At 62.1% G+C, this 25,141-nt stretch carries 17 protein-coding genes; 5 read left to right on the forward strand and 12 right to left on the reverse strand.

The window, feature by feature from the left end; all coding sequences use genetic code 11:
• The first annotated feature begins 533 nt into the window (after positions 1–533).
• Both AC3D25_RS12245 and AC3D25_RS12250 read left to right on the forward strand, forming a co-directional pair.
• Positions 534–2,018 carry a hypothetical protein gene (locus AC3D25_RS12245; protein WP_488888649.1) on the forward strand — a complete coding sequence of 495 codons (1,485 nt, stop codon included), beginning with the start codon at positions 534–536 and terminating at the stop codon, positions 2,016–2,018.
• Between the two features lie 62 nt (positions 2,019–2,080).
• Positions 2,081–3,286, forward strand: a complete 1,206-nt coding sequence (locus AC3D25_RS12250; protein ID WP_488888650.1) for a glycosyltransferase — start codon at positions 2,081–2,083, stop codon at positions 3,284–3,286.
• A gap of 1,198 nt (positions 3,287–4,484) precedes the next feature.
• Here AC3D25_RS12250 and AC3D25_RS12255 read toward each other — a convergent pair.
• Both AC3D25_RS12255 and AC3D25_RS12260 read right to left on the reverse strand, forming a co-directional pair.
• Positions 4,485–6,242, reverse strand: coding sequence for an FAD-dependent oxidoreductase (locus AC3D25_RS12255; protein WP_488888651.1), 1,758 nt, complete (start codon positions 6,240–6,242; stop codon positions 4,485–4,487).
• A 462-nt stretch (positions 6,243–6,704) separates the two neighbouring features.
• Entirely contained in the window at positions 6,705–7,349 is a 645-nt protein-coding gene (locus AC3D25_RS12260) for a DapH/DapD/GlmU-related protein (RefSeq protein WP_488889676.1), read from the reverse strand.
• 416 nt (positions 7,350–7,765) lie between these two features.
• On the opposite strand from AC3D25_RS12260, the gene AC3D25_RS12265 reads away from it, so the two are divergent.
• Entirely contained in the window at positions 7,766–8,209 is a 444-nt protein-coding gene (locus tag AC3D25_RS12265) for a hypothetical protein (RefSeq protein WP_488888652.1), read from the forward strand.
• 89 nt (positions 8,210–8,298) lie between these two features.
• On the opposite strand, the gene AC3D25_RS12270 is transcribed toward AC3D25_RS12265, so the two are convergent.
• The 10 genes from AC3D25_RS12270 to AC3D25_RS12315 form a co-directional block, all read right to left on the reverse strand.
• Positions 8,299–9,591, reverse strand: a complete 1,293-nt coding sequence (locus AC3D25_RS12270) for a glycosyltransferase WbuB (protein ID WP_488888653.1) — start codon at positions 9,589–9,591, stop codon at positions 8,299–8,301.
• 90 nt (positions 9,592–9,681) lie between these two features.
• Complete coding sequence (locus AC3D25_RS12275) at positions 9,682–10,860, reverse strand: glycosyltransferase family 4 protein (protein ID WP_488888654.1); 1,179 nt, start codon at positions 10,858–10,860, stop codon at positions 9,682–9,684.
• Entirely contained in the window at positions 10,857–11,813 is a 957-nt protein-coding gene (locus AC3D25_RS12280) for a GDP-L-fucose synthase family protein (protein WP_488888655.1), read from the reverse strand. The genes AC3D25_RS12275 and AC3D25_RS12280 overlap by 4 nt, the downstream gene beginning before the upstream one ends.
• 3 nt (positions 11,814–11,816) lie before the next feature.
• Positions 11,817–12,938, reverse strand: coding sequence for a GDP-mannose 4,6-dehydratase (gene gmd / locus AC3D25_RS12285; RefSeq protein WP_488889677.1), 1,122 nt, complete (start codon positions 12,936–12,938; stop codon positions 11,817–11,819).
• Positions 12,939–13,031: 93 nt separating this feature from the next.
• Entirely contained in the window at positions 13,032–15,257 is a 2,226-nt protein-coding gene (locus AC3D25_RS12290) for a polysaccharide biosynthesis tyrosine autokinase (RefSeq protein ID WP_488888656.1), read from the reverse strand.
• 223 nt (positions 15,258–15,480) lie between these two features.
• Positions 15,481–16,671, reverse strand: a complete 1,191-nt coding sequence (locus AC3D25_RS12295; protein ID WP_488888657.1) for a polysaccharide biosynthesis/export family protein — start codon at positions 16,669–16,671, stop codon at positions 15,481–15,483.
• A 17-nt stretch (positions 16,672–16,688) separates the two neighbouring features.
• Positions 16,689–18,068, reverse strand: coding sequence for an undecaprenyl-phosphate glucose phosphotransferase (locus AC3D25_RS12300; protein WP_488888658.1), 1,380 nt, complete (start codon positions 18,066–18,068; stop codon positions 16,689–16,691).
• A gap of 51 nt (positions 18,069–18,119) precedes the next feature.
• Positions 18,120–19,634, reverse strand: a complete 1,515-nt coding sequence (locus AC3D25_RS12305) for a mannose-1-phosphate guanylyltransferase/mannose-6-phosphate isomerase (RefSeq protein ID WP_488888659.1) — start codon at positions 19,632–19,634, stop codon at positions 18,120–18,122.
• A gap of 144 nt (positions 19,635–19,778) precedes the next feature.
• Positions 19,779–20,780, reverse strand: a complete 1,002-nt coding sequence (locus tag AC3D25_RS12310) for a GlxA family transcriptional regulator (RefSeq protein ID WP_488889678.1) — start codon at positions 20,778–20,780, stop codon at positions 19,779–19,781.
• 1,184 nt (positions 20,781–21,964) lie between these two features.
• The gene (locus AC3D25_RS12315; RefSeq protein ID WP_488888660.1) at positions 21,965–22,117 is read right to left on the reverse strand and encodes a hypothetical protein; all 153 of its coding nucleotides are present in this window, start codon (positions 22,115–22,117) and stop codon (positions 21,965–21,967) included.
• 43 nt (positions 22,118–22,160) lie between these two features.
• Between AC3D25_RS12315 and AC3D25_RS12320 the strand changes: the two genes are divergently transcribed.
• Both AC3D25_RS12320 and AC3D25_RS12325 read left to right on the forward strand, forming a co-directional pair.
• Positions 22,161–24,191, forward strand: coding sequence for a hypothetical protein (locus AC3D25_RS12320; RefSeq protein ID WP_488888661.1), 2,031 nt, complete (start codon positions 22,161–22,163; stop codon positions 24,189–24,191).
• Positions 24,192–24,506: 315 nt separating this feature from the next.
• On the forward strand, positions 24,507–24,959 hold the full coding sequence (locus tag AC3D25_RS12325; RefSeq protein WP_488889679.1) for a GDP-mannose mannosyl hydrolase: 453 nt from the start codon (positions 24,507–24,509) through the stop codon (positions 24,957–24,959).
• The last annotated feature ends 182 nt before the right edge of the window (positions 24,960–25,141 follow it).

Raw genomic sequence — 25,141 nt, forward strand, 5'->3', positions numbered from 1 at the left:
CGCGCCGGGCTTTGCCGGCGCATTATGGCGAGCCTTTTTTTATGAAGCCGCGCGTCGCTGCGCGGCCCCGTCTTTCACTTGCACTGCAATGTCCCCGTAGTCCGGCGCGTAATGCACCGGGCGGGAGTTTGTTGATGTATATATTTCCCGCAGTGCAATCTTCGGCCGAGTTTTCCGGTTGGATCGGCCAACATCCGGTCAGTTGCAGCCATCGAGCCGTTCGCATCCGTTCGCAACCGTTCGCAACCAAACGCTTCACGTCCGCCAAAAAAACGCGCAGAGCCGCGTCGCGCCTTGCGTGCTTCGCCGCACACAGGCCGGCTGTCGTTTCGCGCCGAACGCTAGCTCTTAGACGCCGCGCCAGACGTCCGCTCCGCCGCCCGCTGATATATTCCGACAAACAGAGAAAGGGGTACCGGGGATATGCGAGCCATCATTAAAAGGCGCTTGAACGCCAGCGGGCTTTCCCGGCAAAACGACGGCCAGCGCGCCGTCATATGCAGCCAGACGCGCTGACGGGAGAAGACCACATCATGCGAAACAAATTCGTTGTCTTCTGGATCTGGATGTTGATGCTGCCACTCGCCTTCGACTTCAAGAGCGGCGAGAACGCAAGCAAGCTCATCCAGATTCTGCTGACCATTCCACCCGTACTCGGTGGCCTGATCCTCGTGCTGATCGCGCCGCGCTTCACCGTGCGTTCGCGTTTGCGTACCTTTATCACGTGTACGCTCGTGCTCACGATCGCCGGCAGCGCGTTCACGCAGATCCTGCAGGGCAACGACATCGGCAACTACCTGCGCGTGGTGCTGCCGTTCCTGCTGTTCCTGCTCGGCTACGTGGTCGCCTATCATCCGTGGAATCAGGAACGTCTCGAACAGATCGAACGGGCCATGTTCTGGTCGATGGTGTTCTCGCTCTTCTTCAGCTTCGCCTACGGCGTCGCGACGATCGGCGTGCTCGACGACCTGCGTTTTCGCATCGTGTCCGTGACCTTCCTCTGCCTGCAGGGATTGTTGCTGCACGAGTTCGTCGTCGCGAAGCGCATGGGCAAGGTGATGATCGCCCTGTTTCTCGTGACGGTCGTGATCGAGCTCTTGAGCGTGACGCGCAGTCTGCTCGTCGGCACGATCTTGCTGTTCATTTTCGCGACCTGGCTCAGCGCCCCGTCGCTCAAGCACTTGCTTAAAGCGGGCGTGCGCGCCGCGGCAATCGGCTCGCTGATCGGCGCGATGACGTTCGGCGCGGCGGCCATGTTCCCGGGCGTCGCCGAGCACTGGGTCACGCGTATTTTCGCGTCGCAAGAAACGGCCTCGGGCCGCGATCCGACCACGATCACGCGTCTCGCCGAAATGAAGGATCAATTCGACCAGACCATGTCGTCGGCGGAATCCATGCTGACGGGAATGGGCTACGGCCACTACTACCGCTACTCGCCGTCCTACTTGCCGGACCTCGCCGGACAGATCTCGCTGCAGGATTTCTACGCGATCAACGAATGGACGGCCGGCCACAACTTCTGGGTCTACCAGATCTTCGCGGGCGGCCTGCTATTCGGGCTTGCACTGCCGCTCGGCGTGCTGTGGGCGCTGTATCGCGGATCCGTCGCGTACCGCTCATGGCGGCGCAGCGCACCCGGCACGCTGTACTTGCCGGTCCTCGGACGCGCGCTGCTGGTGCTCGCCGCACTGCCCGCCACGTCCATTGGCGGCAATCCGCTCGGCAATCGCCATTCCGGGCTCGTGTTCGGCATCGCGCTGGGGCTCCTGGTCGCGACCTGCGCGCGGATCGCCCATGCATCTCGGATGCGCGAAGCACAATCCGAGCAGTATCGCCGCGCGTCCGCGGGCGCCAAGCCGGTGAACGACCTCGACGGCGACATCATCGACGCGCCGGAGAGTGCGCCCATGCCGCAGCACGACATGCTGCCGCCGCATACGACGCCCAGTCTTCCGCACGTCGCGACCGGACGTCACTCGCCGCCATCGGCGTCGAGCTCGTTCGCGCCGACCGCCTGATCGAAACGCATGGCCCGCACTTCTCGCGCGGGCCTTCATCTTCTTCCAACGGCCTCACGCTTATGAAGATTCTCCATTTGCTGTCGACGATCGACCCGCGTGCGGGCGGCCCGACCGAAGGCGTGCTGCAAAGCGGCCTCAGCCTCCAGACGATGGGCCACGATGTCGAAGTAGTCACGCTCGACGATCCCGCCGCCGCCTGGCTCGCATCGTTTCCGCTGAAGGTTCACGCGTTGGGGCCGTCGAAGGGCAACTATGGTTACTGCCCGGCGCTCGTGCCGTGGCTCAAGCAACACGCGAAGCAATTCGATGCGGTGATCGTCAATGGACTGTGGCAATACCACAGCTATGGCGCGTGGAAAGCGCTGCGGGGCAGCGGCGTGCGCTACTACGTGTTTCCGCACGGCATGCTGGACCCGTGGTTCAAACGGACGTATCCGTTGAAGCATCTGAAGAAATGTCTCTATTGGCCGTGGGCGGAGTATCGCGTGCTGCGCGATGCCGAACGCGTGCTCTTCACCGCCGAAGAAGAACGCGTGCTCGCGCGCCAGTCGTTCCGGCTGTACCGCGCGAACGAGGAAGTGGTGGCGTTCGGCACCAAGGCGCCGCCCACTGACGGCGCGGCGCTGCGCGAGCGTTTTCTCGCGGCCCATCCGGCGCTCGCCGACAAACGATTGATCCTGTTCCTTGGGCGGATCCATGAGAAGAAGGGCTGCGATCTGCTTCTGAAAGCGTTCGCGCAGACCTGCTCGATCGATCCGGCGGCGCATCTCGTGATGGCCGGTCCCGACGGCGGCGAATACGGCGCGATGCTGCGGAGCCTCGCGGCCGAACTCGGCATCGCGGCGCGCGTGACGTGGACGGGCATGTTGAGCGGCGATCTCAAGTGGGGCGCGTTCTATGCGAGCGATGCGTTCGCGTTGCCGTCGCACCAGGAGAACTTCGGCATTGCGGTCGCCGAAGCGCTGGGTTGCGGGCTGCCGGTGCTGATCTCCGACAAGGTGAATATCTGGCGCGAGGTTCAGGCCGATGGCGCGGGGCTGGTGGCATCGGACACGGTCGAGAGTGCAGCCGCGATGCTGCGGGCTTGGCTTTGTATGCCGCGCGACAAGGCGGCCGCGATGCGGCGTCATGCGCTCGACACGTTCGCCCGGCGATTTACCGTTGATGCGATGTCGAAGGATTTGTTGCGGGTGGTGCGGGCTGGCGCTGCCGGTGACGTTCGCGTGGGGGAGCGTGGTGCCATGCCGGCTTCGTTTGAGTCCTAGATTTGGACGGGGGCGTTGGCGGCTAGCGTTTTCTGGGAATTTGAAGGGGCTTTGGTTTGCTGGCGCTTTGGTTTTGTTTGCCTGTGCTTCTTGTGAGCTTGCTTTCGTGTAGGTCTATTAGCACGCCCCTATGCGGGGCGGCAGTCACTTTCTTTGCTGCTGCAAAGAAAGTAACCAAAGAAAGCAGCTTGTCCGGCTAAGTGTCCACCACGAATAACAACCGGGATAGGCGCGCAAGCTGACTCGGTTAGCGTGCAGTTGCTCTTTTTTGGCACAGCGCCTGTCAGTTCCATCCTCGCTGCGCGAGGACGACGGGCACATCAAAAACCGTCGGTAAGCGGTCGGTTCGGTTGTTCTGTTATGCCGTTCCGGCAGGCACTTTGTGCCTGCCGGGATGGATGAGCGGCTCCACTCTGTAGTGTGGTGCGATGGCCGAATCAGCTTGCGCGCCACTCCCGGTTACGGTTCGTGGTGGACACTTAGACGGATAAGCTGCTTTCTTTGGTTACTTTCTTTGCAGCAGCAAAGAAAGTGACTGCTGCCGCGCATAGCGGCGTGCTAATAAACGCACACGAAAACAAGTTCCCAGAAAGCGCGTGCGAGGCCAGTTATGCCCAACGTCCACGCGCAGCGAGGACGGAATTGAAAGGTGCTGTGCCAATAGGAATAACTGTGCGCTAACCGAGTCAGCTTGCGTGCCTATCCGCAACGTTATTCGAGGTGGACACTTAGACGGATAAGCTGCTTTCTTTGGTTACTTTCTTTGCAGCAGCAAAGAAAGTGACTGCTGCCGCGCATAGCGGCGTGCTAATAAACGCACACGAAAACAAGTTCCCAGAAAGCGCGTGCGAGGCCAGTTATGCCCAACGTCCACGCGCAGCGAGGACGGAATTGAAAGGTGCTGTGCCAATAGGAATAACTGTGCGCTAACCGAGTCAGCTTGCGTGCCTATCCGCAACGTTATTCGAGGTGGACACTTAGACGGATAAGCTGCTTTCTTTGGTTACTTTCTTTGCAGCAGCAAAGAAAGTGACTGCTGCCGCGCATAGCGGCGTGCTAATAGACCTACACGAAAGCAAGTTCCCAAGAAGCACAGGCAAACAAAAGCAAGGGCGCCAGCATCCCACCCCCGTGCAGGTTCTCACAAAGCGCGTGGCCACCAGGCGAAAAACCCCACCCCGCGGCCACGCCCCCCGTGCTACTTCTTGGCCATAAACGCCAGATCATTCGGCAAGTGCAATGCCGAAGCCGAAGCCGCAAACGGCAACTCCGCATCGGCCGCGCGATCAACGGCCCCCACCGTCCCCGGCACGACAATCGACGATACCGTCGCGAGCGTTCCCTCGCCACCGCGCAAAGCACGTCCAACATGCTCGGCGAGCCGCAACGACAACGCTGCGATCGTAATGGTCGGGAAATTCGCGCCGACAGTCGGGAACACGGAACTGCCCGCCACATAAAAGTTGCTGATGCCGTGTACCTTGCAGTTACGATCGACCACGCCTTCCTTCGGCGAATCGTGCATGCGCGTCGTGCCCATGTGATGCCACGTGCCCTCTACTTCCTTCGGCCATTCGCGGCCTTCGAGCGGTGTGTCGAGGCGCACATCGGCTACACCGGTTCGCTGCATTTCGTCGCCGAGCAACTGCACCGTGCGGTCGAACGTGCGCTTGACCAGTTCGGTCAGTTGCCAGTCCACCTTCACGCGGTTCAGTCCGAGTGCATCCTTCTTGTCGGACAGCGTGACGCGGCTGTCGCGATTCGGCTCGGCTTCCACGATGGTCTGGAACTTCACATCGGTGATAAGCGCGCGCGGTTGAAGCAGACGCGCAAGACCGAAGCAGGCGGTATCGACAGGATGCGTCGCCATCGTCAACACGTCCTTCGAGAAATTCCAGCCCGGCTGGTCTTTCTTCAGCAACGCCTGCTTGCAGCGGATCAACGCTTCCGCGCCCTCGGTGTTCTCGCCGCGAAACAGCGAATAGAACCAGACGCGCGCGTTCAGCAACTTCTCGCGTTCGAGCACGTCCTTCGTCAGCGCGAATTGCGACGAGATGAATGTGCCGTGCGCGGACACCGCGCGGTTCTGATAGTGATACTTGATGTCGTAGAGCTTGTTGCGCGCCCACGGCTTCTTGAAGTTGATGCTGCCCTGCATGATCCGCGGATGGTCCATGAAATAGCGGCCCACCAGATCGTTGCCGTTACCAAGACCCGCCTTCTGCACGCCGCTCGACGAGAGCAACAGCCGCGCATTCTCGATCCCGCCCGTCGCCAGCACGAACATCTTCGCCTTGACGGAGAAGCGCCGGCCCGACAGCGTGCCGACCTGGATGTTGGTGACCGTGCTGGCCTCGGCGTTGGTATCGATGTTCAGTGCATTGGCGTAGAGGAACACGCGCACGTTCTTCGCGCGCTCCAGATCCTCGCGATACACCTTGCCGAAACGCACCGGCGGGCTGAACTGCGAAATCGTATCGCGCACTTTTCCGCTCGGAAACGGATGCCGCTTCACGTCGCTGCGATTGATCGCCGCTTCCCAGTACGCCGGCTCGAAATTGTTCTCGCCGAGTTTGAGCAACGCATGCGTGCGCGCGTAGTACGGGCGCAGCTCGTCGAGGCCGAAGGGCCAGCCGCTATCCTTCACCCAGTCGCGCTTTTCGAAGTCCCACGAATCGAGCGGACGGCACCAGCCGCCCCAGCAGTTGCTGCTGCCGCCGAGGAAACGGCTGCGGCAGCCATCGGCGTATTCGTAGGGAATGCCTACGTTCTCGCCGCGATACAAGTCCCGCGTCTCGCTGTCCGCTTTGTAGCCGCCGCTTTCGAGCAGCACGGCAGCGATGCCCTGCTTCTCCATTTCCAGCGCGAGGGTGATCCCGGCCACCCCCGCACCGATGATGCAAACCGTGGTCTCAATCACTGCGCGCTCTTCTACACTGCGGCTGTCGATGAACATGCCCCGTACTCCCTTCTCATGTGCAGCGGTTTTACTGAGTTCCCCGAGGAACCGTCCGCCATCGCGACCATTATCGAAACGCCGTCTCCGCGTGGCTTCCCGTCTTCGGCCCGCAGCGTGAGCGCAAACGCACCCGCTGCGGGCCGGACCACGCCCGGATCCGATCGACCTCTCGTTCTCCATCGCGATGCATGCATCGACAACGCGTGCATGACAGTCGCAACTGGAACGGATTTCCCTGCTGTTATTGTTCTCGACTTCTATTTCTTATTACTTTTCGCCGCTGTATCACGACGTTTTTTGTTCTAGTTCGTCTCTTCTTTTGCCTCTAATACTCGGCCATGAATAATCGATTAACCCGCCAACATAGCGGTATGTCCGGCCAAGCCTTTTCATCTCCGGCTGATCGACGGCCGAATGACGCGCACACACAAAGTGCCCGACGTGTGCCGCTAAATTGTCTTAAGAAGGAAAACGCTTTCTGAGGAATCGCACCGGATTGCCGCCGTACACGCCTTCGGGTTCGAGCGAACGATGCACCACTGAAAGCGGCGTCACGAGCGCGGAACGGCCGATCGTCACGCCCATCTGCACGACGCAATTGGACGTGATCCACACGCCGTCCTCGATCACGATCGGCGCGACCTGCAGGTCCATGTTGCCCGCCGCGTCGTGCGAACCGGTGGTTAAGAAACTGCCCTGCGAGACGCACACGTTCGAGCCGATGCGGATCGGCGCCTGGTTGTAAAGCCACGCGTTCACGCCGAACCAGCAGTTGTCGCCGACTTCGAGATTCCACGGCGCCTTCACGCGGATCGGATGCGGCATTCTGCAGTTCTTGCCGATCCGCGCGCCGAACGCGCGCAGCAACGCTACCCGCACGGCGGACACCGGATTCAGCTTGTTATTGATGAAGCACGCTTCGACGAAAAACCAGACGAGCTCGGTCGCGAAGCCACGCCGCGCGACATAATTGCCGGGGCCTGCCGCCGATAAATCGATCACGCGGCCCGGCGCGCCGATGCTTACGGTGCGCTCATGCTTGCCTGGCTTTTCGTGCGCTTCGCCGCGTGGTTTGGCGCGGCGCTGCTGTACTGTCCTGTCCATGTGACTGACCCCCGAGTCATTGCCCCACGTCGCGCTCGAGTGCGCGCCCCGTTTGCCGCTCCAGACGTCCTCGACGTCCGCACCACCGGACCGCGCCTTGATTGCGGCGAGCGCTTTAGTGTCCAGAAGATCCATCGCATGTTTTCGTTTTAAATGCACTATGCGTGTGATGGATTATCGATGAAGCGTCCTCGCCACCTGGTGCGGTACAGCACGAATGGCCGCATCGGAAAGACTTTTGGCGGGATCGGGCGGAGTCGCGAAGTATCCTGTTTTTGTGTACGAAAGCGACCACGCGGCAGTGCGATTACGATCGTATAGTCACGCACGTATGGCGCGATTTATCAGCTTATTAGACGCGTATTGACGCATATGAGCGCGCTTAAAACTTTCGACCAGCACGCGGGAGAACCACGATGAAAAGCCCTACCCGACCGACCTTGTTCACGCGCTTCACGATGCGCGTGGCCACGTTCGTCATCCCGGCGACCCTCGCGTTCGCGCCGGGCGCGCACGCGGCTCAAGCGGCCGATGCAGCGGCGGCGGCACCGGAGAGCGATCTCCTCGGTGCGCCGCAAACGTATCAGGATCCCTACGGAACGCCGCTCAACGGCAAAAAGGCGCAAGCGCTGACCAACGCCTCGCCGACCGACGCGCTTCTTAGTCAGCCCATCGGCACCGAGCCTGCGCGTCGCGGTGGCGTGGTGTATCGGCCGGTTGCACGCAATCACGACACCAAGCCGATCGATTCGCCAGAAGGCGCGAACGCTGCGCTGTATCGCCAGCAAACCAAGGCCGATGCAAAGAATAGTCCTCCGCCGCCGCGCGCGCCGATCGCGATCTATAAGTCGCCTTGGTAAGGGCTTTAATTTTCGCGTGGATTTGGCTGATGTAAAAAGGCCGTTCAGCATCGCTGCTGAACGGCCTTTTTAGTGCTTGCATCACGCCCCTACTCCACCTTCTCCGTCACTACGACATCGCTCACTCGCGGCGCGCGCGTCTCCGCCGACTCAAGCTGGCGCAACCCGATCAACAGTCTCAGCTTCTCATCGAGACGACCGAGCACCGCCGACGGCGACATCTTTTCCTGCGCGAAACGCCGTCCCGCTGCGCCCAACTCAGCGCGCAACCCGGCGTCGTCCACGAGCATGGCAATCGCCGCCGACAAGGCTTCGACGTTCTCCGGCGGCACCGCAATCCCGCGCGGCGCGACGGTATCGAACAACTCGGTGCCGGGCATCGCCATCGCGATCACCGCGCGGCCGCTTGCGAACATGCCGGTCAGCTTGGAGGGCATCACGAGATCGGCAGCATCGCCACGTTGCGGAAGAACATGGACGTCCGCAAGATTGAGCAGTTCGTTCAGACGCTCGACCGGCTGCAGCGCGATGAACCGGCAATTCGACAAGCCGTTGCAGCGCGCCTGCAGCGCCGCCTTGGTCGCGCCATTGCCGCAGAACACGAACACGATATCCTTGTTCGACGCCATCGCAGCCGCCGCTTCGGCCAGCACTTCGAGCCCCTGCTTCGCGCCCATGTTGCCGGAGTACAGCACGACCTTCGCGTGCTCCGGAATCTCGAGTTCGCGACGAAACGCGCTGGTTCGATCAAGCGGGAAGATCGCGGTCGTATCCACCCAGTTCGGCAGGCGGAATACCTTCGTACCTTCGACGCCCTTGCGCAGCGCGCGCTCGATCATCTTCTCCGAAATGGTCGAAACGACATCGAAGCGCCGCATCAGCCAGCGCTCGCCCGCGAGCGCCGCGCGTCCGGCGCGTTCGCTCTTGAGCAAGCCGAGATCGAATGCCGCGTCGACCTCGAAGTCCTGAATATGGAGCCAGGAACGCGCGCCCGTAAGACGCGCGATCGCCAGCGCCGCCGGCGCGTTCAACAGGCTCGGCGCGATCGTCATCACCACCTGCGGACGCCACCACGCATGCGCGAGCAGCACCGGCAGCGAGGCCGCTGCGAACGACGCGAGATGCACCATGCGCTTCATGCCCGTCGGCTTGGCCGGCACCCACAGCGGCGCGCGCCACAGGCGCACGCCACGCAGCGTTTCGCGCGCCGCGCGCCAGTTCGAATAGCCTTCCCCGATCTTCCACTCGGGGTAGTACGGCGGTGCGCACACCACGCGCACATCATGTCCCGCCGCAACCAGCGCTTCCGCCATCTCCGCCGTGTATTTTCCGGTCCCCGTCAGCTCGGGCGCGTAGTTCAGCCCATAAATCAATATCTTCATGCTTGATCTCCACCCTCGCCCGCCAAGTGCGCCAAACCGTTCGATGCAAACATCCGGGCACCCCCCGCGCCCGGACGCGCCATACTGGCGTCAATCCATAAGCATCAGTGCGCAGCCGCGCGCAATGTTCGCCGCGGCGGACGGCGGATCGAAGCGTTGGATCACATCCATGCAGCGTTTCGCCACGCCCGCCGTGTCCGAAAACGCTTCGACTGCCTTCAACATCGTGCGCTGCAATGCGCCGACATCGCCCGCCGGGAATGAGTAACCCGTCACGCCATCCACGACGAGTTCCGGCACGCAGCCGCAGCTTTCGCTGACGACCGAAGGGCAGCCGTGACTCAGCGCTTCGTTCACGACGAGTCCCCACGGCTCGCTCATGCTCGGCAGCACCATGCAGGTCGCGCCGAAGTATTCGCGAGAGAGCGGCTCGTCCTGCAAGCTGCCGAGGAACGTGACGGAATCGCTGAGGCCGATGTCCTTCACCTTCTGCTTGAGCGCCTCGCCCATCGGGCCCGTTCCGACGATCCGCAGCTTCGCGTCCGGCAGACGATGCTTGATGACGGCGAACGCTTCGAGCAGCGTGCCGATGCCTTTTTCCGGCGAGAGCCGGCCGACATACACGAACACCGGCGCGTTGCCTTCACGGTAATGCAGACGATCCGGCAACGCCGTCTCCGGCGAGAACGAACGCGGCAGCGCAGCAGCCTGGCAGGGAATGAAGATCTTCTCCTGCTTGGCACCAAGCGACATCAGATACTCGCGGCTTCGCACGCCGAAACCGAAATAGCCGTCGCAGAGCGCGAAGAAAATGCGCTTCGGAATTGACGTGACCATCTTGCGCGGCTGGTCGCGGCTCGTCGAATCGCAGAACACCGCACGACGCTTGCCCGTCACGATGCAAGCGGCCATCATCGCCCAGTACTCGGGACGGTGATACCCCGGCAGCACGACGAGGTCCGACTTCGCCTTGAGCACTTCCCACGTGAGACGCGCGGTCATGCGCCAGGTGGGAACGTCCTCGTAGCAGCCTTCGTACAGCTTTTTCATCGGATAGCTGTGAAACGAATAATCGACATCCGAGAAGCCGATGCGGTCATGCTCCGTGTCCGCGATCTGCACCATCGAATACTCGATCGTCCCCGCCCCCGAGATATTGTGAAGCGCGGACAGCACCGCGCCCTTGTGCCGCGACCAGACGACGTTATGAAAAATCGTAACGGACGCTGTCGCTTTCTTGCCTTGCAATGGACGGAGAACTGCGCTCATGCCGCGACCGCCGCTTGGGGCTGTGCTTCGTTGCGCGCGAGAAAGTCGGCATACGTCGCGCGGATTCCGTCTTCCAGCGCGATCGATGCGCGCCATCCCATCACATCGAGCTTCGATACATCGAGCAGCTTGCGCATCGTGCCGTCCGGCTTCGTTGCATCGAACACCAGTTCGCCCTCGAAGCCCACGACGCGGCAGATCACTTCCGCCAGCTCGCGGATCGTCAGATCGACGCCCACGCCGACGTTGAACACGCCGTCGCTCACGTCGCTCTCCATGAGGAACGTGGCCGCCGCCGCGAGATCGTCCACATGCAGGAACTCGCGCTTAGGCATGCCCGATCCCCACACTTCGAGCGACGCGTCGCCGCGCAACTTCGCCTCGTGCGCTTTTCGGATCAGCGCGGGCAGCACGTGGCTGCTCTTCAGGTCGTAGTTGTCGTTCGGACCGTACAGGTTGGTCGGCATCAGCGAAACGAACTTCGTGCCGTACTGGCGGTTGTACGCTTCGCAGAGCTTTAAGCCCGCGATCTTCGCGATCGCGTAGGCCTCGTTCGTCGGCTCGAGCGCGGAGGTCAGCAAATATTCCTCCTTGATCGGCTGCGGACAGGCCTTCGGATAGATGCACGACGAACCGAAGAACACCAGCTTCGCGACGTTGTACTTGCAGGCCGCGTGAATCACGTTCGTCTCGATGGCGAGATTTTCGTAGATGAACGACGCAGGCATCGTCGAGTTCGCGAGAATGCCGCCCACGCGCGCCGCCGCGAGAAACACGACGTCGATGTTCTGCTCCTCGAAGAAGAGATTGACGCCGTCCTGATCGGTGAGGTCGAGATGCGCACGAGTGCGCGTCACGATGTTGCTGTACCCCGCGTCGGTCAGCCGCCGGACGAGCGCGGACCCGACCATTCCGCGATGCCCAGCCACGAAGATGCGTGCGTTCTTGTCCATGATTTACTCGTGATGTTCGAGAGCCTTGAAGCCCGCCAGCGTGACGAGCGCGTCGCGCCGGGCGATCTGGTAATCCGAGCGCACCATCTCCTTCACGAGTGAGGAGAACGACGTCGCCGGACGCCAGCCGAGCTTCGAATGCGCCTTCGACGGATCGCCGAGCAGCGTTTCGACTTCGGTCGGACGGAAGTAACGCGGGTCGACCTTCACGATCACCTTGCCGGGGGCGATCTTGGTTTCGCGGCCTTCGACGCGATCCACGATACCCACTTCGTTCGCGCCTTCGCCTTCGAAGCGCACGTGCACGCCGAGTTCGGCTGCGGCCTGCTGCACGAAGTCACGCACGCTGTACTGCACGCCCGTTGCGATCACGAAGTCTTCCGGCTGTTCCTGCTGCAGCATCAGCCATTGCATTTCGACGTAGTCGCGCGCATGACCCCAGTCGCGCAGCGCCGACAGATTGCCGAGGTACAGGTCGTCTTGCAGGCCCACCGCGATCCGCGCGATGGCGCGCGTGATCTTGCGCGTGACGAAGGTCTCGCCGCGCACCGGCGATTCGTGGTTGAACAAGATGCCGTTGCAGGCGTACATGCCATACGCTTCGCGGTAGTTGACCGTCATCCAGTACGCATAGAGCTTGGCGACTGCATACGGGCTGCGCGGGTAGAACGGCGTGGTTTCCTTCTGCGGCGTTTCCTGCACGAGGCCGTACAGTTCCGACGTCGATGCCTGGTAGAAGCGCGTCTTCTTTTCGAGGCCGAGAATGCGGATGGCTTCGAGAATACGCAGCGCGCCGATACCGTCCGCGTTCGCAGTGTATTCCGGTTCCTCGAACGACACCGCAACGTGGCTTTGCGCGGCGAGGTTATAGATTTCGTCCGGCATGACACGCTGCACGATGCGCAAGAGGCTCGTCGAATCCGTCAGGTCTCCGTGGTGCAAGAACAGCTTCTGGCCGCCGCTTTCATGCGGGTCCGTGTACAGGTGGTCGATACGGTCCGTGTTGAAGAGCGAGCTACGGCGCTTGATGCCGTGAACTTCATAGCCCTTCGCAAGCAGCAATTCTGCAAGATACGATCCGTCCTGCCCCGTAATGCCAGTGATCAACGCGACTTTTTGAGCCATCATGTGCCTCTCTTTTTAACCCGATACCCGATTGGATGGGCCGCGTGTATGCCCCGCACGCGCGCGGCCATGCTTTGTGTCCGCTTGTAATGCTTATTCGGCGATGCTTTCGTAGCCGTAGTAGCCCGCATAGGTGCTGCCCATCAGCAGCCTGGATTGCGGAACGTCGGTCAGCAGCACGCCCTTCATGTTCACCCCGCCATGCGCAAGACGTTTCATCGCCTCGCCGATCTCCGGCACCTGGTTCTTGCCGTGGCGTACCACGAGCAGGCTGGTGCCGGCGTGCTTGCCGATGACCGTGGCGTCGGTGACAGCCAGCACAGGCGGCGTGTCGATGATCACCAGGTCGTACTGATGCGCGAGTTCGTCGAGCATTTCCTTCATGCGGTCGCTTTCCAGCAGTTCGGCCGGATGCGACGGCAGCGATCCCTTCGTCAGCAGGTCCACGCCCGGCAGCACGTCGTGCAGCACGGCCGATCCGGCTTCCGCGCCCATCAGCACGTCCGACAGGCCCGGCTGATGACGCACGCCGAAGTGCGAGTGAATGTCGCCGCGGCGCATGTCGGCGTCGATCAGCAGCACGCGCTTTCTCGACGAAGCGACGAGCGTCGCGAGGTTCACCGAGAGGAACGACTTGCCGGCTTCCGGACGCGAGCCCGTCAGCATGACCACGTTGTTGCGAGCATCGGCGAGTTGCAGGTTGAGCGACGTACGCAAACCGCGAATGCCTTCCACCGCTGCGTCTTCCGGCGCCTTGGCGGCCAGCACGTGCATGCCTTCGTGACGCAGACCGACCTTGCGTTGCAGGCGAAGCTGCTCGCCGCTGCGCGGCACGATGCCGAACACACGCACGCCGAGTTGACGTTCGATTTCTTCCGGACGCTCGACACCGCCGTACAGCGACTTGCGCACGAACGCGACCAGGATGCCCAGCACGAGGCCGATACCGGCGCTGATGAGGATCACGATCAGGCGCTTCGGACGAACAGGGTCGTCAGCGGCTTCGGCGAAGTCCACCACGCGCACGTTGCCGATCTGGCCTGCCTTCGCGATACGCAACTGCTGTGCGCTATTGAGCAGGTTCGTGTACAGCTCCGTGTTCACGCGGACATCGCGCAGGAGACGCAGCGCGGTCTGCTCGGTATCGGGCAGGACAGCGACGCTCTTGCCGAGACGCGTCTGGGCACCGGACAGCGCGCCGATCTGTGCGTCGAGTGCGGCGACCGACGGATGGTTCGCGGTGAAGCGTTGCGACAGTTCCGCGCGCTGTTGCTGAAGATCGGTGAGCTTGGTCTTGTTATCGACGATCTGTTGCAGCAGCAGACGGCTCTCTTCCGAGAGATCGACCGTGCCCTGACGATTGCGGAACGTGTTGTAGCGCTGTTCCGACTGGTCGAGCTGGGCGCGCAGTTGCGGCAGTTGCTGGTCGAGGAAGTCAAGCGTGTGCTCGGCTTCGAGCGAGCGCTTTTCCACGTCCTGAGCGACGAAGCGGCGGGCGATGTTGTTGACGATCGCGGTCGTCTGCTTGCTGTCGCCGCCTTCCAGGCTCACGCCGATAATGCCAGACTGCAGCGCCGTTTCAGCGACCGAGAGACGGCGTTGCAGCGCGTCGATGGTGCCGAGCGTCGACGCCCGTTGCAGTTCGTATTGCGAGCCTGCCGGACCGACCAGCTGGTCGACCTTGATACGGACCGGGCCGAGCGTCGACTGACCGCTCACTTCCTCGCCGACACGGCCGTTGAGAATCGCGATGCCGTCCGGGTCGTTCAGCACATAGGCGCCGTGTTCGCCCGCCGTCAGCGTGAAGGTCTTGCCGTACTGCTCCTTCGGGGTATCGAAGAGCGGCACGCTGATCGACTCATTGCCCCATGCGAAACGGGACATGAGACCTGCCGGCATCGGGATGTCGAAGGTGGACAGTGTGCTGCTGATCAAGCCGCCGATCACCGGGAAATAACGCGGCGATGCGGTGATGTCGAGGTGCAGGCTGCGCACCGTGTCCTCGACCACGAGCCGCGAACGCAGCAACTCGATTTGCGCGGCGGTCGTGGATTTCGCATCGAACATCTGCGACACCGTCTGAACCGCATTAGCATTATTATTATTGTTATTGTTATTAGCTTCTTCAACCTGAATCATTGCGTCGGCGCGATAAACCGGCGGCGCTAAAAACGCGTATGCCGTGCCTAATGCGACGACCGCAAGCGTTACAACCGCCACGATTCGCCAGTTCCCCAGTACTGCTGCCAGATAATCGGACAAACGTAATTCGTCTCCGGTCGAGACGTCCGAGTATCGGGTATCGAAGTTGATTGCCATGATGGTGTCGCTCACTCAGTCGGACTACTGCTTCGGGTCGGCGCGCCCCCCCGGGGGGCGCGCCGTGGTCTGTGTCACTTTTGCTTTTTACTTTTTATACTTTTTACTTTTTGCGTTATGTGCGCTTCTTATTACTTAATACCTAATACTTTTTAAAACGTGAAACCTGAATCCCGTTACGTAAAACTTACTACCTTAATACCTGATCCTTTTATTTCATCGCTTACTTCGTCACGATGGCGGCAGTCAGGCCGGCATTAATGGCGGGCAACAACAGATTCAGCACGCGGCTAAAGCGAACCAGACCGTTGTTATCGATATAAACGACGTCCTTCGGCTGAAGCTCGAAGTTATTCGCGAGCAGCATCGAGACCGGCGAACGTGCATCGAGCTTGTAGATCGACGGATTGTCGGTCTGGCCGTTGCGGATCACGTACAGTTCGCGCGGGTTCGACGTCAGCGGGTCGATGCTGCCGGCCTGCGAAATCGCGTCGGAGAGCGTGAGCTTGCCGTTCTTCATCGGCAGCACGGTCGCGGGCTTGTTCACTTCACCCATCACGTAGATGCCGTTTTCATCGCGGGCGGAAACGCGCAGCGTGTCGCCCGGCTTGAGCATGATGGCGTTCGGGCTCTTGCCCTTCTCGACGAGACCCGCGACGCTGATCGGATACGACACGCCGTCACGCACGAGCTGCAGGCGACCCTGGTCGGCTGCGGCCGTATAACCGCCCGCACGGCCGATCGCTTCGGTGAGCGTCATCGGAATGTCGTTGATCTGCTGCGAACCCGGCAGACGCACTTCGCCGTCGATATACACCTGTCCCGCCCGGTAGGACGACACGCGCACGGTGACCTGCGGCTTCACGAACACCTTGCTCAGCTGGGTGTACACCTCGCGCTGAACTTGTTCGGCCGTCTTGCCGCCGGCCTTGATCGAGCCGACTACATAAGGGAACGTCAGCGTGCCGTCGGACTCGACGACGAAGCCAGGACCCGCGTCCGAGGTACGGACGTTCTGCGCCGGCTGGCCGAGTGCAGCCACGAGTTCGGGGTGATCCCACACCACGATCTGCAGCACGTCGCCCGGTCCGAGCAGATACGGGCCCGGCTTCGTGTACAGCGGCGCCAGCGGATCCGCCGCCGTGGCGTCGCCCTGTGCCGATGCGCGCATCTTGCGCACGAGCGTCAGGTCGATCGGGGTGATCGGAATATTCACTTCGGTTGCAGGATCGCCGCTGTCGGTGCTCGTTTCGGCGAGCGTTGCAGGCGTCGACATGCGCATGCCCGGTGCGAACGAGCAAGCTGACAGCATTACGCAGATGGTGGCGGCCGTCGCAATGGCCCCGAATCGCGTTCCCGGTGCAGCACGTTCCGTGGCCGGCGCGGCGCTGCTTGATTGTTGTTGGTTAAACATTGTGGTCGTCCCCTGCATCAGTAAGCGTTGGTGTGGCGTAATCCCTTGAAGATCGTCGCGAAAATGATTCGCATATCAAGTCCGAACGACCAGTTACCCAGATAGTACAAATCATGCGCAACACGTCCCTCCATTTTTTCGATCAGATCGGTCTCGCCGCGGAAACCGTTCACTTGGGCCCAACCCGTAATGCCGGGCTTGATCCGATAGCGATGGATGTATCCCGAGACGACCTTCTGGTAGAGGTCGTCATGTTCCAGCGCGTGCGGACGCGGTCCCACCACCGACATATCCCCGAACAGGACATTGATGAACTGCGGCAGTTCGTCGAGGCTCGTGCGACGCAAAAACGCTCCCACGCGGGTCACGCGCGGATCGTTACGGGTCGCCTGTTTGACGACGCCGGCCTGCTCGGTGTGCATGCGCATCGAGCGGAACTTGTAGATACGGAAGACGCGTCCGTCCGCGCCCTTGCGGCGCTGGCGGAAGAACACCGGTCCGCGCGAGGTCAGCTTCACGGCGAGCGCACAGCCGATCAGCACAGGCGAAACGGCGAGCAGCGCGGCGGCGGCGAACAGGCGGTCGAAGATTTCCTTCTGCATGAGCGAGCTTGCCGACAGCGGCGACGCCACCAGATTGATGGCCGTCTCGCCGAGCAGGTCCGTCATGCCGCCTTCGAACAGCGCGAGGCTGCGCACGTCGGGAATGAAGCGCACGTTGATCAGGTCTTCGCGGAACTCGTTCACGAACTTCATGATCGTGCGTTCGTGCGACAGCGGCAGCGCGAGCCAGACCTCGGTCACGTTTTGCGTACGCACATAGTTGACGAACGCATCGTGCTCTTCGAACACCGGAACGCGCGTGTTGAACTGCACCGTGTCCGGCGTCGCGTTATAGGCGGCGGTCGCACGGAAGCCCGAAGTCGGCGAGCGGTCGATCTTGCGCACGATGGCGTCGCAATGCTTGCCGCAACCGACCACCGCGACCGTGTGCAGGTTCATGCCGGCGTTGCGCATGCGGGCCAGCACGACGTGCGTGACGAGGCGTCCGGCGATCAGCAGTCCGCCCGACATCGCAGTCCAGTAAGCGAACCACAGGCGCGACACGTAATCGAGCCGGTGCAGCGAGAACATCAGCACGAGCGCACAGGCCTGCACGATCAGCCAGGCCAGCGACACCTGGCTCGCCAGCACGAGTTTCGAGCGGCCCCGCCACGACTGATAGACCCCGAAGGTCGGGAACAGCGCGAGCGAGAACGCCGCCGCGAACGCGACGAACGCTGCGAAAAAACTGTGCTCCGAAATATGATCGAAGCGGATGTACGACGCGAGCGCCGCGCCGGTGATGATCATGGCGACGTCGAATAGACGTGCCAGCAAGCCCTGTGTATCGCGCATCTTCTCTCTCCCCGAACTGCCGTCAGCCGGCCGTAGCGGAATTGATTCGTGTCAACTGCGTCCGTATGTGTCGTCGAAGCGGATGATGTCGTCCTCACCCAGATACGTACCCGACTGCACTTCGATGATTTCGAGCGGTACCTTGCCCGGGTTTTCAAGCCGATGCCGGACGCCGAGCGGAATGTACGTCGACTCGTTTTCGCTCAGCAGAAACTCTTCGTCGCCGCGCGTGACCAGCGCCGTGCCGGACACGACAATCCAGTGTTCCGCGCGGTGATGGTGCAATTGCAGCGAGAGGCGCGCACCCGGCGTGACCACGATGCGCTTCACCTGGAAGCGGTCGCCGTGATCGATCGAGTCGTAAAAGCCCCACGGCCGGCGCACCTTGCGATGCGCGTTCGCTTCCGGCGCGTGCTCCTCACGGATCCTCGAAACGAGGCCCTTGATGTCCTGCACGCGTGAACGATCCGCGACCAGAATCGCGTCGTCCGTCTCCACCACGATGATGTTGGTCGTGCCCACGCACGCAACCAGCCGCCCGCCTTCCGAACGCGCGTAGCTCGAGGTCGCGCCTTCGAACACCACGCGGCCGCTCGCCACGTTGCCCGACTCGTCCTTTTCCATCGCGTCCCAGACGGCGTCCCACGAACCGAGATCCGACCAGCCCGCGACCAGCGGCACGACCACGCCCTGGCACGGCGAACCGGCGTCGCCGATACGCTCCATCACCGCGTAGTCGATCGAATCCGACGGCGCGCGGTTGAACGCTTCGGCGTCCGGTCGCAGATACGCGCCATCGGCGCGGCCTTGCGCGAGGGCCTCGACGCACGCGCTGTGCATCTCCGGCTGCAGGCGTTCGAGCGCCGCGAGCCACACGCTGGCGCGCACCACGAAAATGCCGCTGTTCCACCAGTAATTGCCCGACGCGACGTATTGCGCGGCGAGTTCGGCGGCCGGCTTTTCGACGAAACGCTCGATGCGTTGCGCGCCGTCTTCGAACGCCGCACCGAGACGGATATAGCCGAATCCGGTGTCGGGGCGGGTCGGCGGAATGCCGAGCGTCGCGATCGCGCCGTCTTGCGCGTAGTTCGCGGCGACCGCGATCGCGCGATGCAGCGCGGGCAGATCGGCGATCGAATGATCGGCGGGCATGGCGACGATGATCGCGTCTTCGCCGTCGGCGCACGCGAGCGACGCCGCGAGCGTCAGCGCAGGCGCGGTATCGCGCCGGGCCGGCTCGACGATGATGCGAGCGCTCACGCCGCTTTCGCGAACCTGTTCTTCGGTCGTGAAGCGATGTTCCTCACCGCACACGATGATCGGATCCGACGCGACTTTCCAGCCGGCCGGGAAATCCTTCATGCGCAGGACGGTCGCCTGGAGCAGCGAATCCGGGCCGACAATGCCGATCAGTTGCTTCGGAAACTGCTCGCGCGACATCGGCCACAGACGCGTGCCCGAACCACCCGCGAGGATCACCGGCACGAGGCGGCAACGCGCCGGCACTGCATCCGCCGCGCCACTTTCCATTGCTGCCCCTGTTGCCTGTACTTCGTTTGCTTTCATCTTAGGACTCCCGCCTGCAAGTTCTTGCGTTCGGACGTTCTGCCCGAGCGGTTTATCGAATGGCTTATCGCCAGACCGCGTGGCCTGGACTACCTCGTTAGACTTTCTGGAACTGGAATTTCTTGGGTTCAAACTGACGACGCGTTAACCGTTCGTATCGCGCCGGCTTTGCATCCGGTATTCGGTTGGAGAAATCAGAAGCCGCTTCCGGAAGATCTTGGCGAGCCGGTCGCCGTTGCCCATGCCGCTTCGCCGCGCGATCTTGTCGACCGGCAGTTCCGAATCGGTCAGCAATGCACAGGTGACGGCGAGCCGCGCCTGCAGCAGATAATCCGACGGCGTAATGCCCATCTCGATCTTGAAGCGGCGCAGGAAATTGCGTTCGCTCATCGCGGCGACCTGCGCCGCGTCCACCACCGAAATCGGCCGCTCGCAGTTGTCCTGCAACCAGCGCGCCGCCGACCGGATCTTGTCGCCCGCCGATGCCGCCCCGCTATCGCCGAGCAACGAGACGAGCTTCGCGGCGGAGCCGGGCATCAGCCGCTCGGCGACACCGCGCGATACTTCCAGGCCCAGATCGCGCTTGACGATCAAAAGCGCGCCCTTCATCGACTCATAGCGGTCGCCGGCGTCGGCGCCCTGCTCGTCGCGGGCCAGGTGCATCGCGGCCGAGCCGTAACGCGCATGGGATTCGTGCGCGTTGCCGATACCCGCTGCGTCCAGCACCTTGCGGCCCTCGGAGATCGACTTGACCACCGTGGTCTTGGCGTGAACGCGCCGCACCCATTCGATGATCCGTTCGTCGCCCGCCGCACCGTCCGCACCGCGCCCGCCGGCCACGAACAGCGCGTCGAAACCGCCGTAATGGCGTGCATCCATACCGTCCGTCCAAACGCGCACCGACGACGAACACGCGACGTTGCCGCCTTCCACCGAGAGAAAGCGCACGTCGTAGGTACACGCCGTGTTCGCCTTCGCTGCGGCGAGTTCGTTCGCCATGTGGAACACCTCGGCCACGATTCCGGCTCCGAGAAGCGAGAAGCCGTCGAACAGCAGGATAGCGATGCGTCGTACCTCGGACTGCGTGCTACGGGTCGAAGTGGGCAACCACCCCATGACCGCGGGTTCGAGACTGGCGTAAGGCATGGTCATCCTCTGCAACATGCGTGAATCCAAGGCTTATTGAAAAGTCGCTGCCATTGCGCTGCATCATGCACATCCCCGATTTACGCCGGGGTGCCGTGACCGATGGTGGCGAGTTGTTGGCGGATTAGTTCCGCTGGGAGAATCATAAACAGACAATGTTTTTTATGCTCATGGTTTTCATCGTGTTTTACGGGAAATTGTATTTGTATGAGGCGGAGCGCACATTGAAAAAGCCTCCCCGAAAACGCTATTGCGCCTTCGATTTAAATTGAAACGCCCGTTCGCCACGTGACAGGATGGTGCATGGCGCAAGGCTTTCGACGAGCCCTGCGTTTTGGTCACGAAGCCTTTATCTGTAAGGGTTTGCGGTGTACACACTGCGCACCGGTCTGGCAACCCCATCCAGGGATAATTCACAATTGTTGCACTTCTGAAACATCATCCCGGACTGAACGACATTGACTGCCCGGGATTTTCGATTCTCAAAGTCCGCTCATTACCGATTTGATTCCGCATTCATCTAATACATATTGCAATTCAGTAGCGCCGGATTAATCGATTTGATTAATCGATGCAACTCCATAAATGCGGTTCCGCACATACGGATCACGCGTTCTTTTAACAGCATTCGTCTGCTCTAAACCGTTGCCCAGCGCACATTTTCGTAGGATCAATGATGCTGCGACGCACCATGACCGCGGACAGTCAAATGCCCCATTTCGGCGCGGAGCCTTGCCTGTCCTGGTCGGACACGGTTTAGGCACTAACGGCGCGCGTCGCGCGGCGCTTGGTGGATCGGATCGTGTAACGGTCGGCCGGTCGGTTTCAAGGGTGTGAAGAATCGGCGGAAGCCTCCGCGCGTGCGGGAGAAATATCCGCCGCTCGCATCGACGCGAGGCTCGTGCGTATCGGTAAAAGAGACCGAAGCGAGGCGATTGCGATGTGCTCGCGCGTGACAACGCGAATGCGTCGAACTTGTAACGGACTTGTAACAGGCTAGACGCGGATCGCGACCGTGGTCGATGTGCAACGCGATACGCGCGCAAATCCCCGCCCGCTCGATGCTGGCACCACCCGCCAATCGTCAGTGCAATGGCTGGTGCTTGGCGGGGGCGTGTCATATCCTCGTTTCGATACGGCGCAAAACCAGCGTACTCACCCGGCAGGGCCGCGCAGTAAGGGTTTCAAGGCCGCCGACGTTCGCCCCGATTGCCGCGTTTTGCGCCGACCGCGCCGAAATTCAGCCTCGGCGGGCCGACCTTGCGCACATTTGTCAGATCGATCGAAAAACGTTTCATTCGCGCATCATCACGGCCGATCCCGCGGGCGAAGCTCATCTTTATCGACGCAGTACAACCGCCGTTCACCCCGGGCGAAACCATGAAATCAGCCGCTAAAACGCTCAGTCCCAACGTCGCGATGAAAAAGTCTGGCGTCGTCTGGGTACAACACTTCGGCACGGCCACGATTTGCGTGGCAGCACTGGCGATTTGCGGATGCGATCAAGCCGCCTCCGCGCCGGCCGAAACCCCGGAAGCCGCCGCCCAGCCTCGGGCCGACGCGCCAGCCGCGAGCTTGCCGTTGACTTGCGGCGCACCATCGGCGGCCACGGCGGCCACGGCGTCCACTGGCGCACCGGCAGGCGGCGCGGCTGTCGAGGCCGACACCCCCGGCGGCAACGGCACACGCCTGTTCGCGCTTGGCAAACCGGTGCGGATCGCGTTCACCACGCGCACCGCCTCCGCCGATACCCTCGCGTGGACGATCCGCGACGCCTGGGGCACCGTGAAGTCGAGCGGCAATATAGCGGTCGCGGCGGGCGCGGCCACCTACACGCTGACCTGCAAATCCGAGGCGGCGGGTTACTTCGCCATCGCGGCGACGCTCGGCTCGAATCAAGCTTCAAAGCACGCCACGCTACCCTCGCGCGGCACGCGGCCCGCGGGCATCGCCACGTTCGGCGTGCTGCCCGATATCGCGCGCGCGCTGCCGCCCGTGAACTACGCGCACGCGGACCAGCACCGGTTCGGCGGCCAGGGCACGGCGTATCTGAAACCGGGCGAGACCTGCTGTTCCGGCGATGGCTATCGCCCGCTCTACACCGAGCTCGGCCTCACCTGGGTCAACGACAACCGCAACTGGTACGTGACCGAGCCGAAAGCGCCGAACACGTTCAATCCATCGGCGGATAACGTGTCGCCGTATCTGAAACCCGGCGACCTGCTGCGGCTGATCCAGCTCGACGGCATTCCCGGCTGGGCGAACAAGACTGGCAAGGACACGCACAGCTACGCGCCCGCCTCGCTCGCGCAATACGAGGCGTACATGAAGAAGGTCGGACAGGAGTCCGACCGCGTGCGCACGAAGTACTTCCCGACGCAATCGAACAATTACTATCAGGTCACGTGGGAGCCGGATTACGAAGGCGGCTTGCCGTGGCGCGACACCGACGCCAATCTCGTCGCGATGTACAAGGCGACCTACGAAGGCATCCACGCGAGCGATCCGCACGCGGTCGTCATGGGCGTGACGCTCGCGATGCTCGGCACCAATACCGAATGGCTCAAGCGGCTCGCGCCGTTGGGTATCGCGAAGTATCTGGACGGCATCAGCGCGCATGGCTATTACGACGTCGGAACGTCGCCGTCGCATCCGCCCGAGCGTTTCGATGGCGACGCGAACCCGGCCAACGCCGCGAAATCGCTGCCCGCCTCGATGCGCGCGCTGCGCCGGGTCATGGCGGACACAATGAAGCCCGGCGCGAAACTCTTTATCACCGAGACAGGCATCAGCTACGACATTGGCAGCAAATACGGCGCGTCGACGCCGAGCGCCAACGTGCTTTATGCGCAAGGCGCGGTGGTCGCGCGCACGCATCTGATCCTGCTCGGCGAAGGCGCGGACGTGAGCTTCGTGTTCTATGCAGCGGACCCGCCCGAGGTGGGCTACGGGCTCTTCTTCGATCTCGTGAACGCGGGCGGCGGCTTCGGCCAGACGCAGATCAGCCCGAAGCCCGCCGCGCTCGGCGTGGCGGCGATGACGCGCCTGATCGACGGGACGACCACACTCGGCGCGGTCAAGGACACGCCGAAGGGCGTCTATGCCTATGCGTTCCAGCGGCTCAACGGTGGCCGCATCGTCACGGCGCTATGGAGTCACGATAACGCCGCGTGGCCCGCGAAGAACGGCTTCGATGCGATCCGCGCCGTGCCCTATTCGCTCATCGTCGACAGCGCGGGAACGTCGGGCAAGGTCGTCGTTTTCGACATGATGGGCAACGCCGCGACGAAGCCCTATGCGGATGGACGCATCGAGTTGCGCTTAAGCGAAGCGCCGCTCTATGTCGTCTCCGACAACGCCGCCGCGATGCGCGCAAACGTCAACGCGCCGGCGGGTTTAGAAGCGCCGTGACAAGCGTTCCCACAACGTGTGCGATTGGCCCGCGCTGCCGATCATTCGGCGGTTTTCGCCAGTGCAACGGCGTCGCCGCCGCAGTTGCGGCGGGCTAAACTGAATTCGCCTTAACGGTGCATGCCGCGCGTAAAAACGCGCGGTATCGCAGCAATCCCGCTTTACCTCACGATGTGAACCACACGGTTAAAACGCGCCTGACAGTCTGGGGTGACTGTCGGATGGCTGGCGCTGCGAACCATAAAATCAAAACGGCATGCAGCCGCGCGCGCGGACACCGGCGCGGTTTGAATAACACAATAATGCGGAGCCATGATGCTTAGCGAGTTGGATTTCCTGGACGTCGTTCGCCTGACGCCGCTCATCTCGATCGACCTGATCGTCACCGACGGCAATCGGCGCGTACTCGTAGGACAGCGGCGCAACCGGCCGGCAAAGGGCACGTGGTTCGTGCCCGGCGGCCGGATCAAGAAGGACGAGTCGCTCGACAGCGCGTTCACGCGCATCGTCAACGACGAACTGGGCGTGGCGAGCGTCGAACGCTCGGCCTCGCGATTTTTCGGTGTATTCGAGCATAAATACGGCGATAACTTTTCCGGCGCGCCCGGCATTTCCACGCATTACGTCGTGCTCGCATACGCGATGACGCTCGGCGGCACGGTGCCGATCGGCCGCTTCGATCAGCACAGCGATTACGCGTGGATTCTGCCCACCGACCTGCTCAGACGCGAGGACGTACACGAGAATACGAAAGCGTATTTTCGATAGGGGGCGCGGGCCACAAAAAAGCGGGCCGCTCAGGAAAAGCGGCCCGCCAATGCTCACGCACGTCGACAAAAAGCCCGCACGAAGGCGGGCCTGAGTCATCGCAACGAAGTCATCGCAACGAAGTCACTGCAACGAAGTCATTGCATAGCGAACTAATTCCGGCTTTCCGTGCGTTGCACGCA

Source organism: Caballeronia sp. SL1002 (assembly GCF_057814995.1).

What these genes read in the sequence shown, in the direction of transcription:
- AC3D25_RS12245 (WP_488888649.1), top strand. Translation starts at nt 534, where the DNA reads ATGCGAAACAAATTCGTTGTCTTCTGGATCTGGATGTTGATGCTGCCA.
- AC3D25_RS12250 (WP_488888650.1), top strand. Translation starts at nt 2,081, where the DNA reads ATGAAGATTCTCCATTTGCTGTCGACGATCGACCCGCGTGCGGGCGGC.
- AC3D25_RS12255 (WP_488888651.1), bottom strand. Translation starts at nt 6,242, where the DNA reads ATGTTCATCGACAGCCGCAGTGTAGAAGAGCGCGCAGTGATTGAGACC.
- AC3D25_RS12260 (WP_488889676.1), bottom strand. Translation starts at nt 7,349, where the DNA reads ATGGACAGGACAGTACAGCAGCGCCGCGCCAAACCACGCGGCGAAGCG.
- AC3D25_RS12265 (WP_488888652.1), top strand. Translation starts at nt 7,766, where the DNA reads ATGAAAAGCCCTACCCGACCGACCTTGTTCACGCGCTTCACGATGCGC.
- AC3D25_RS12270 (WP_488888653.1), bottom strand. Translation starts at nt 9,591, where the DNA reads ATGAAGATATTGATTTATGGGCTGAACTACGCGCCCGAGCTGACGGGG.
- AC3D25_RS12275 (WP_488888654.1), bottom strand. Translation starts at nt 10,860, where the DNA reads ATGAGCGCAGTTCTCCGTCCATTGCAAGGCAAGAAAGCGACAGCGTCC.
- AC3D25_RS12280 (WP_488888655.1), bottom strand. Translation starts at nt 11,813, where the DNA reads ATGGACAAGAACGCACGCATCTTCGTGGCTGGGCATCGCGGAATGGTC.
- gmd (WP_488889677.1), bottom strand. Translation starts at nt 12,938, where the DNA reads ATGGCTCAAAAAGTCGCGTTGATCACTGGCATTACGGGGCAGGACGGA.
- AC3D25_RS12290 (WP_488888656.1), bottom strand. Translation starts at nt 15,257, where the DNA reads ATGGCAATCAACTTCGATACCCGATACTCGGACGTCTCGACCGGAGAC.
- AC3D25_RS12295 (WP_488888657.1), bottom strand. Translation starts at nt 16,671, where the DNA reads ATGTTTAACCAACAACAATCAAGCAGCGCCGCGCCGGCCACGGAACGT.
- AC3D25_RS12300 (WP_488888658.1), bottom strand. Translation starts at nt 18,068, where the DNA reads ATGCGCGATACACAGGGCTTGCTGGCACGTCTATTCGACGTCGCCATG.
- AC3D25_RS12305 (WP_488888659.1), bottom strand. Translation starts at nt 19,634, where the DNA reads ATGAAAGCAAACGAAGTACAGGCAACAGGGGCAGCAATGGAAAGTGGC.
- AC3D25_RS12310 (WP_488889678.1), bottom strand. Translation starts at nt 20,780, where the DNA reads ATGCCTTACGCCAGTCTCGAACCCGCGGTCATGGGGTGGTTGCCCACT.
- AC3D25_RS12315 (WP_488888660.1), bottom strand. Translation starts at nt 22,117, where the DNA reads ATGAGCTTCGCCCGCGGGATCGGCCGTGATGATGCGCGAATGAAACGT.
- AC3D25_RS12320 (WP_488888661.1), top strand. Translation starts at nt 22,161, where the DNA reads ATGAAATCAGCCGCTAAAACGCTCAGTCCCAACGTCGCGATGAAAAAG.
- AC3D25_RS12325 (WP_488889679.1), top strand. Translation starts at nt 24,507, where the DNA reads ATGCTTAGCGAGTTGGATTTCCTGGACGTCGTTCGCCTGACGCCGCTC.